The organism is Leclercia sp. M-A074-M, from assembly GCF_965195605.1.
In the GTDB taxonomy this organism is placed as follows: domain Bacteria; phylum Pseudomonadota; class Gammaproteobacteria; order Enterobacterales; family Enterobacteriaceae; genus Enterobacter.
The window spans coordinates 20897-27936 of record NZ_CBDAHM010000017.1 but is presented as its reverse complement, the minus strand read 5'-3'; the positions used below and the strand labels follow the sequence as shown (position 1 = coordinate 27936).

The following is a 7040-nucleotide window of genomic DNA, read 5'->3' as shown; positions in this document are numbered from 1 at the left end:
TTAAACTTCGTAATGAATTACGTGTTCACTCAGAGACTTGGTATTCATTTATTGTCCGAAGACATTAAGAATCCATGTCACTTTGAGTGCCCACACAGATTGTCTGATAAATTGTTAAAGAGCAGTGCAACGCGGCTTTCGCTCACCGTTGCGAGGTGGCGTATATTACGCTTTCCTCTTTCAGAGTCAAGCGATTATTTTCGCTTTTCTCCTCAACCGGCCCGGCTGTCTGTGTGAAGTGATTCACATCCGCCGTGTCGATGGAGGCGCATTATAGGGAGTTCTCCGCCGCCCGCAACCCTTAAATGTCATAAAAATGACTGACTGCTGCATTCCCCAGCAAAAGCCCGCCTTATACCTGATTACACACAGACTTATCCACAACGTGACGAAAAAGTGAAAATGTGCGAGCGTTGCGCAAACGTTTTCGTTAAAATGCTCGCGCTAAATAAAGCGCCCCGCCAGGTGTGTTAGTTGAGTTTTTATCGGGAAAATTCACCTAACGCTCTCTGTAATCGTCAAATCCAGGGGATTTACCATGCAACAACGTCGTCCAATCCGCCGCGCTCTGCTCAGTGTTTCTGATAAAGCCGGTATCGTTGAATTCGCTCAGGCACTTTCTGCACGTGGCGTAGAGCTGCTGTCCACAGGCGGTACTGCTCGCCTGTTAGCAGATAAAGGCCTGCCGGTAACCGAAGTGTCCGATTACACCGGCTTCCCGGAAATGATGGATGGACGCGTCAAAACCCTGCACCCGAAAGTCCACGGCGGCATTCTGGGACGTCGCGGTCAGGATGACGGCATTATGGATCAGCACGGGATTGCGCCAATCGACATGGTGGTTGTTAACCTTTATCCATTCGCCCAGACCGTTGCCCGTGAAGGCTGCTCTCTGGAGGATGCGGTAGAGAATATCGATATCGGTGGGCCGACCATGGTGCGCTCCGCCGCCAAGAACCATAAGGATGTGGCCATCGTCGTAAAGAGCAGCGACTACGACGCCATTATTAAAGAGATGGATGCCAACGAAGGCTCACTGAATCTCGAGACCCGTTTCGACCTCGCCATTAAGGCCTTTGAACATACCGCCGCTTACGACAGCATGATCGCCAACTACTTCGGTAGCCTGGTCCCTGCCTACCATGGCGAAAGCAAAGATCCCTCTGGTCGCTTCTCCCGCACCTTAAACCTCAACTTCATTAAGAAGCAGGATATGCGCTACGGCGAGAACAGCCACCAGCAGGCTGCCTTCTATATAGAAGAAGAGGTAAAAGAAGCCTCCGTTGCCACTGCGCAGCAGGTGCAGGGTAAAGCACTCTCCTATAACAACATTGCGGATACCGACGCGGCACTGGAGTGCGTGAAAGAGTTCAGCGAGCCCGCCTGCGTTATCGTGAAGCATGCGAACCCATGCGGCGTCGCGGTAAGCACCTCTATTCTGGATGCTTACGATCGTGCGTACAAAACTGACCCGACCTCAGCGTTTGGCGGCATTATCGCGTTTAACCGCGAGCTGGATGCCGAAACCGCTCAGGCGATCATCTCCCGTCAGTTTGTTGAAGTGATTATTGCCCCTTCGGCCACCGAAGACGCCCTGAAAATCACCGCGACAAAACAGAACGTGCGCGTGCTGGTCTGCGGTCAGTGGGCGGAACGCGTTCCGGGTCTCGACTTCAAGCGTGTGAACGGTGGCCTGCTGGTTCAGGATCGTGACCTGGGCATGGTCAGCGAGAAAGATCTGCGTGTCGTCACCAAACGTCAGCCTACGGAGCAGGAGCTGCGTGACGCGCTGTTCTGCTGGAAAGTGGCGAAGTTCGTGAAATCCAACGCCATCGTCTATGCGAAAGAGAACATGACCATCGGTATAGGTGCGGGCCAGATGAGCCGCGTTTACTCTGCGAAAATCGCCGGGATTAAAGCGGGCGACGAAGGTCTGGAAGTTAAAGGCTCCGCCATGGCGTCCGACGCGTTCTTCCCGTTCCGTGACGGTATCGATGCAGCTGCGGCAGTGGGCATCACCTGCGTGATCCAGCCTGGCGGCTCAATCCGCGACGACGAAGTCATTGCCGCCGCCGATGAACATGGCATCGCGATGATCTTCACCGACATGCGTCATTTCCGCCATTAATTCCCGGAGCAGAGAATGAAAGTATTAGTGATTGGTAACGGCGGGCGCGAGCACGCCCTGGCGTGGAAAGCGGCGCAGTCTGCGCAGGTTGAAACCGTCTTTGTGGCACCGGGTAACGCCGGTACCGCCCTGGAGCCTACCCTGCAGAACGTCGCTATCGGCGTAACCGATATCCCGGCGCTGCTGAGCTTTGCCCAGAGTGAAAAAATCGATCTGACCATTGTGGGTCCGGAAGCGCCGCTGGTCATTGGCGTGGTAGACGCATTCCGTGCCGCGGGCCTGACCATCTTCGGCCCGACCGAAGGCGCCGCGCAGCTCGAAGGCTCCAAAGCCTTCACCAAAGATTTCCTCGCGCGTCACAACATTCCGACCGCGGAATATCAGAACTTCACCGAAGTGGAGCCCGCGCTGGCCTACTTACGTGAAAAAGGCGCGCCGATTGTGATCAAAGCCGACGGTCTGGCAGCGGGTAAAGGCGTTATCGTGGCGATGACGCTCGAAGAAGCAGAAGCTGCCGTTCAGGATATGCTGGCAGGTAACGCTTTTGGTGATGCAGGCCACCGTATCGTTATCGAAGAGTTTCTTGATGGCGAAGAGGCGAGCTTTATCGTCATGGTCGACGGCGAGCATGTGCTGCCGATGGCCACCAGCCAGGATCATAAGCGCGTTGGCGATGCCGATACCGGCCCGAATACCGGCGGGATGGGGGCTTACTCCCCTGCTCCTGTGGTGACGGATGAAGTTCACCAGCGCACCATGGACCGCATCATCTGGCCTACCGTTAAAGGAATGGCGGCGGAAGGCAATACCTACACTGGTTTCCTCTATGCTGGCCTGATGATCGACAAACAGGGCAACCCGAAGGTTATCGAGTTCAACTGCCGCTTTGGCGACCCAGAAACGCAGCCAATCATGCTGCGCATGAAATCCGATCTGGTGGAGCTGTGCCTGGCGGCCTGCGAAGGCAAGCTGGACGAAAAGCGCTCGGAGTGGGATGAGCGTGCTTCTCTGGGCGTGGTAATTGCGGCGGGCGGTTATCCGGGCAACTACAACACCGGCGATGAGATCCACGGCCTGCCGCTGGAAGCCATCGAAGGCGCGAAGGTATTCCATGCGGGGACTAAGCTCTCCGATGACGAACGCGTGCTGACTAACGGTGGCCGCGTCCTGTGCGCCACGGCGCTGGGCAACACCGTCGCAGAAGCGCAGCAACGCGCCTATGCCCTGATGGCGGATATTCACTGGAACGGTAGCTTCAGCCGTAACGATATTGGTTACCGCGCCATTGCGCGCGAGCAAGGGAAGTAACTCCCCCCTTCACCAGTCCCTCTCCCGCAAGGGAGGGGGATTTTCAGAAACTCTTCTCTGTCGGCTGCCAGGTACAAAAATCTTCGTTCGCCACCAGCAGCAGCTGTGATCCTTCAGGCGCTTCCAGCCACGCCACGCTCACTGCCATGGAGGAGTGACTCTGCCGGCGTGCAATATGTTCCGTTGCCCAGCTATCGAGATCCGGCTTCAGGGTCTGGCCTTCACACGTTGTCACGGAGCCGTCAACATGCCAGCGCCCCTGATGTAGCACGACCCTTCCCTGTCGCAGCGCGTCGCTGGTCTGGCGAATCTGCGCGGCGCGGTAGCGGTAAAGCTCGATTTGATCGGTAGAGAGTTGCTGTTTAAGGCCACCGGTTTCGTGCTGCATAAAGCTCAGCTCACCGTGGTCGTCAAAGCGTACCCGCACATGCTCGGGGACTTTGCTGTAGATGTTTACGTCGATCCAGACGAGCGTATCGCCCTGCCAGCGATATTCACTGGTGGTGGTACTGCCGCTGTGCCAGGGGCTAAACGCGGAGAGGAGATGCACTTCGTCATCTGAATCTTTACGCCAGACGCGTACCGCGCCCTGATCGTCAGCGTAGCCGCTGGCGGTAAAAGGCGGCAGGGAGGAGTCATGGCTACAGGCGGTTAATACAAATATGCCTGCCAGCACCGTCACCTGGCGCCAGACAGACAAAAGGGGCGAAACCGCCCCCTCGATAAAACTGTTCACTGCTACGCGGCTTACTTAACTGCGTCTTTCAGTGCTTTGCCAGAAACAAATGCTGGCACGTTAGCTGCAGCGATTTTGATTTCGTTACCGGTCTGCGGGTTGCGGCCAGTACGCTCAGCGCGGTGGTTCACTTTGAAGGTACCGAAACCTACCAGTTGTACAGCATCGCCTTCTTTCAGAGACTCAGTAATTGCAGCCAGGGTGGATTCCAGAGCAGCTTTAGCCTGTACTTTAGACAGGTCAGCTTTGTCCGCAATTACATCAATCAGTTGAGTCTTGTTCATAAGTTATCCTTTCAATGTGTTTATCGCTTGCTAAGCATCGAGTGCGACGAAAATGCCAAAAAAGCACTCTCCTGCATACACGCACCGATAGCCACTTTTTTTCGCCCCCCAAATGTAGACCAGACGGGGGGCAGAAGGGAAGAGTAGAGGCATGACAAAACAGGCGTTAAATCACGTTTTGTTGTCTCACTGGTTAAGATTTATACCAATGTTACTCTCGCCTGCCTCACGCAAGTCTGCGCGTAGACCTTTAATCAGCTCGATATCGCGTTCTTCGCACTCCGCCAGCAAACGGAAAATTTCCCACTGGATGTCCCATTCCTGCTCAATGGCCGGGTTCAGACGGAGCTCTTCATCGGTCATTTCACGCCCTTCCTGGGTCATCTCCAGCATCGCTACGGTAGTAATAGAGGCCTTACTGACTTCGATGGCATGTTCCAGCGTTTCACCACTCAGACGCGAGTGAATCAGTTCACTTAGCGCTACACAGGCATCAATTGCCGGATAGACGCCATAGACATCATAGTCATCGGCAACCGGGATCGCCTCTTCCAGCTTATCGAGCTGGGAGTCGAAGTTTACCTTCGCATCTTTAACCGTCAGCGTTTCCCACACCAGATCGAGAATACGACGATAGAGTTGACCATCACCAAATTCGGTCTGCTTGCAGAACATGGCATAGTTCGGATACATACGTTCGCACAGACAGGCCATAAATGTGACGTGCTGCCAGCTTTCCAGCTTCTCAAGGCGCAGGTGAATCGGGTTTTGTAACATGATGATGTCTCGAATCGAAAATTGGCCGCAGTTTACCTGATTCAGCGCTGAATTTCCTGCCAACGAACAAACGCCGGACGCCCGGACGCTACCGCATCGGCCCAGCGGGTCGGCTCCGGTAGCCGGTAGCCCCGCATACAGCGCTGCACCCACGCCAGCGCGGTGTCGGTACTGACGCGATGGCCGGTGGCGACGAACAGTGGATTACACCGGGCTTTGCTGCGCCAGACCCACGCCAGCTGTTCGCCTTTATCCATTAACGGTGCCAGCGCGCCGGGTTCGGGCGACAGGGGATCAAACTTACCGCAGAGGCGTTTTTTCGCCACGCCGATGGTCGGGACATCCACCAGCAGCCCAAAATGGCTGGCGACGCCGAGACGGCGCGGGTGGGAGATGCCATGCCCGTCAACGAACAGCAGATCGGGTCTTTGCGAGAGCTGATCCCACGCCGCCAGCAGCGCGGGATATTCACGAAAAGAGAGGAAGCCGGGGATATACGGCATGGTAGTGGCGATCCGCGCCACCTGATACTCAACCAGTTCCAGGTCGGGGTACGTCAGCAGCACTATCGCCGCCCGCGTCACCTCTCCCCCCTGCTCAAACCCCACATCGGCCCCCGCAATCAGCGAGGGTGGGTCTTTATCCAGACGATCCTCACGGGATACAGACGCAGCGAGTTTAAGTTGTTGAGCGCGAAGTGACGCAAGATCCATAACGACTCCTTACGGGTGGTACTGGGCAGAAAGTCGGTGCACCGCCTCCACAAACACGCCTGCATGCTCTGGCGGTACATCCTGATGAATACCGTGCCCCAGGTTAAAGACATGGCCCTCGCCCTGACCGAAGCCCGCCAAAATGGTCGCGACTTCATCTTCAATTCGGGCGGCCGGAGCATACAGCATAGACGGATCCATGTTGCCTTGCAGGGCGACTTTGTCACCCACGCGGCGGCGGGCATCGGCAATATCGGTGGTCCAGTCGAGGCCCAGCGCATCACAGCCGGTTTCTGCCATCGCCTCCAGCCACTGGCCGCCGCCTTTGGTGAACAGCGTTACCGGCACGCGACGGCCTTCGTTTTCACGCAGCAGGCCATCAACGATTTTATGCATGTAGTAGAGCGAGAACTGCTGATAGTCGCGACCCGTCAGTACCCCACCCCAGGTGTCGAAGATCATCACCGACTGAGCGCCCGCTTTGATCTGGGCATTCAGATAGAGGGTGACGCTTTTCGCCAGCTTGTCGAGCAGAGCATGGAGCGCCAGCGGATCGGCGTACATCATCTTCTTGATCACGGTAAAGGCTTTGCTGCTGCCCCCTTCGACCATGTAGGTCGCCAGGGTCCACGGGCTGCCGGAGAACCCAATCAGCGGCACGTCGCCTTTCAGCTCGCGGCGAATGGTGCGCACCGCGTTCATCACATAACCGAGTTCCTGCTCCGGGTCCGGGACAGGCAGGTTGTCGATCTCCGCTTTGCTCTTAATCGGCGAGCTAAAGCGCGGGCCTTCGCCGGTTTCGAAGTACAGGCCAAGCCCCATCGCGTCCGGGATGGTCAGGATGTCGGAGAAGAGGATCGCCGCGTCCAGCGGGTAGCGGCGCAGCGGCTGAAGCGTTACCTCACAGGCCAGCTCCGCGTTTTTGCACAGGGACATGAAATCGCCTGCCTGCGCCCGGGTGGCTTTATATTCCGGTAGATAGCGACCCGCCTGGCGCATCATCCATACCGGGGTGACATCAACGGGTTGGCGCAGCAGCGCACGCAGATAACGATCGTTCTTCAGTTCGGTCATTTTTGCAGTTCCTTAAGCGT

Annotated in this window: 7 protein-coding genes; 2 read left to right on the top strand and 5 right to left on the bottom strand. The window is 56.4% G+C overall.

Annotated features, from left to right (window positions below):
* The first annotated feature begins 538 nt into the window (after positions 1–538).
* Entirely contained in the window at positions 539–2128 is a 1590-nt protein-coding gene (purH, locus tag ACOKCT_RS22240; RefSeq protein ID WP_159340489.1) for a bifunctional phosphoribosylaminoimidazolecarboxamide formyltransferase/IMP cyclohydrolase, read from the top strand.
* Positions 2129–2143: 15 nt separating this feature from the next.
* The gene (purD, locus tag ACOKCT_RS22235) at positions 2144–3436 is read left to right on the top strand and encodes a phosphoribosylamine--glycine ligase (RefSeq protein ID WP_103177816.1); all 1293 of its coding nucleotides are present in this window, start codon (positions 2144–2146) and stop codon (positions 3434–3436) included.
* 43 nt (positions 3437–3479) lie between these two features.
* Here the strand turns inward: purD and ACOKCT_RS22230 are convergent, their stop codons facing one another.
* From ACOKCT_RS22230 to hemE, 5 genes are all read right to left on the bottom strand, one after another.
* On the bottom strand, positions 3480–4172 hold the full coding sequence (locus ACOKCT_RS22230) for a DUF1481 domain-containing protein (protein ID WP_103177815.1): 693 nt from the start codon (positions 4170–4172) through the stop codon (positions 3480–3482).
* A gap of 11 nt (positions 4173–4183) precedes the next feature.
* On the bottom strand, positions 4184–4456 hold the full coding sequence (hupA, locus tag ACOKCT_RS22225; RefSeq protein WP_032615913.1) for a nucleoid-associated protein HU-alpha: 273 nt from the start codon (positions 4454–4456) through the stop codon (positions 4184–4186).
* 186 nt (positions 4457–4642) lie between these two features.
* The gene (locus ACOKCT_RS22220; RefSeq protein WP_103177814.1) at positions 4643–5233 is read right to left on the bottom strand and encodes a YjaG family protein; all 591 of its coding nucleotides are present in this window, start codon (positions 5231–5233) and stop codon (positions 4643–4645) included.
* Between the two features lie 41 nt (positions 5234–5274).
* Positions 5275–5946 carry a deoxyribonuclease V gene (gene nfi, locus ACOKCT_RS22215; protein WP_103177813.1) on the bottom strand — a complete coding sequence of 224 codons (672 nt, stop codon included), beginning with the start codon at positions 5944–5946 and terminating at the stop codon, positions 5275–5277.
* A 9-nt stretch (positions 5947–5955) separates the two neighbouring features.
* On the bottom strand, positions 5956–7020 hold the full coding sequence (gene hemE / locus ACOKCT_RS22210) for a uroporphyrinogen decarboxylase (RefSeq protein WP_159340490.1): 1065 nt from the start codon (positions 7018–7020) through the stop codon (positions 5956–5958).
* Positions 7021–7040 lie beyond the last annotated feature (20 nt).

Excerpts from the sequence above, each read along its gene's own strand:
- purH (WP_159340489.1), top strand. The coding sequence starts at position 539 with ATGCAACAACGTCGTCCAATCCGCCGCGCTCTGCTCAGTGTTTCTGAT.
- purD (WP_103177816.1), top strand. The coding sequence starts at position 2,144 with ATGAAAGTATTAGTGATTGGTAACGGCGGGCGCGAGCACGCCCTGGCG.
- hupA (WP_032615913.1), bottom strand. The coding sequence starts at position 4,456 with ATGAACAAGACTCAACTGATTGATGTAATTGCGGACAAAGCTGACCTG.
- ACOKCT_RS22220 (WP_103177814.1), bottom strand. The coding sequence starts at position 5,233 with ATGTTACAAAACCCGATTCACCTGCGCCTTGAGAAGCTGGAAAGCTGG.
- nfi (WP_103177813.1), bottom strand. The coding sequence starts at position 5,946 with ATGGATCTTGCGTCACTTCGCGCTCAACAACTTAAACTCGCTGCGTCT.
- hemE (WP_159340490.1), bottom strand. The coding sequence starts at position 7,020 with ATGACCGAACTGAAGAACGATCGTTATCTGCGTGCGCTGCTGCGCCAA.